Annotated in this window: 2 protein-coding genes; both read left to right on the top strand. The window is 62.4% G+C overall.

Annotated elements, in window-relative coordinates; genetic code table 11:
* Window positions 1-303: 303 nt before the first annotated feature.
* Window positions 304-525, top strand: coding sequence for a hypothetical protein (locus MKK69_RS12915; protein WP_243968294.1), 222 nt, complete (start codon window positions 304-306; stop codon window positions 523-525).
* Window positions 526-580: 55 nt separating this feature from the next.
* Window positions 581-824: HU family DNA-binding protein (locus tag MKK69_RS12910; RefSeq protein WP_243968296.1), on the top strand; the 244-nt coding region annotated here is incomplete at its 3' end.

Here is an 824-nt window from a genome sequence, read left to right as displayed (position 1 = left end):
GGTCCTGATCGACGTCTTCTGGATGGAAGAGCGACATGAGATGTGCGCGCGAGATACCTTCGGTGACTTCGGCATCTGACAGCCCGAACATCCGGGCCATCACCGCATCACCTCGAACGCGATCTGCGCCGACATCCTCCTCCCATAGGCCGATGTTGAGGGTCGTCAGGGGTAGTGAAGCGGGGGATAAAGCGTTCTGCGATGACCGACGCGGCATGAGCTACCTATGCCATTCACGACTTGGAGAGCTATATCTTCACAACTTTTCGTAGCATCGCAATCCGGTTACTCAATCAGAGGATCGTGAACACGACGGGCATGATGGGTGAGTGCGACAAAAAGAGCGGCCGCGACATCCGCCTCCCTTCGGGGGAGCAGGCCGCTGCGACACGTGAGCACGAGCGCACGCTGCGGACGCTAAAGCGCCTCGCGGATGTCCTCGGCAGCCCGATCGAGGATTTCTTCAAACCCGACGCTGATGGCGATCCTGCCCGAAGCAAAGTGGACGAAGAGGAGCGAAAGTAAGGGCCGCTGCCGTGTCGTGCTTGCACCTTCGCCGAGCTCTCGGGAGCTACCCGGCCTGATCCGATCTGAGCTTGTCATCCGAGTCGCGGAACGGAACCCGCACCTCTACGCGCGGGACGTCGAGGCGGTGATCGACTCCATCCCCGACCGGATCGCCGTGGCCCTGGCGGACGGCGACCGCGTCAAGCTGCGGGGCTTCGGTGCTTTCTCGACGTGGACGATCAAGGCTCGCACCGGCCGCAACCCGCGATCCGGCGCCTGTGTGGAGGTGGCGGCCAAGACGAGCATCCACTTCAGCC

Origin of the sequence: Methylobacterium sp. J-026 (genome assembly GCF_022829585.1) — a bacterium.
In the GTDB taxonomy this organism is placed as follows: domain Bacteria; phylum Pseudomonadota; class Alphaproteobacteria; order Rhizobiales; family Beijerinckiaceae; genus Methylobacterium.
This window is presented reverse-complemented; position numbering and strand designations above follow the sequence as displayed.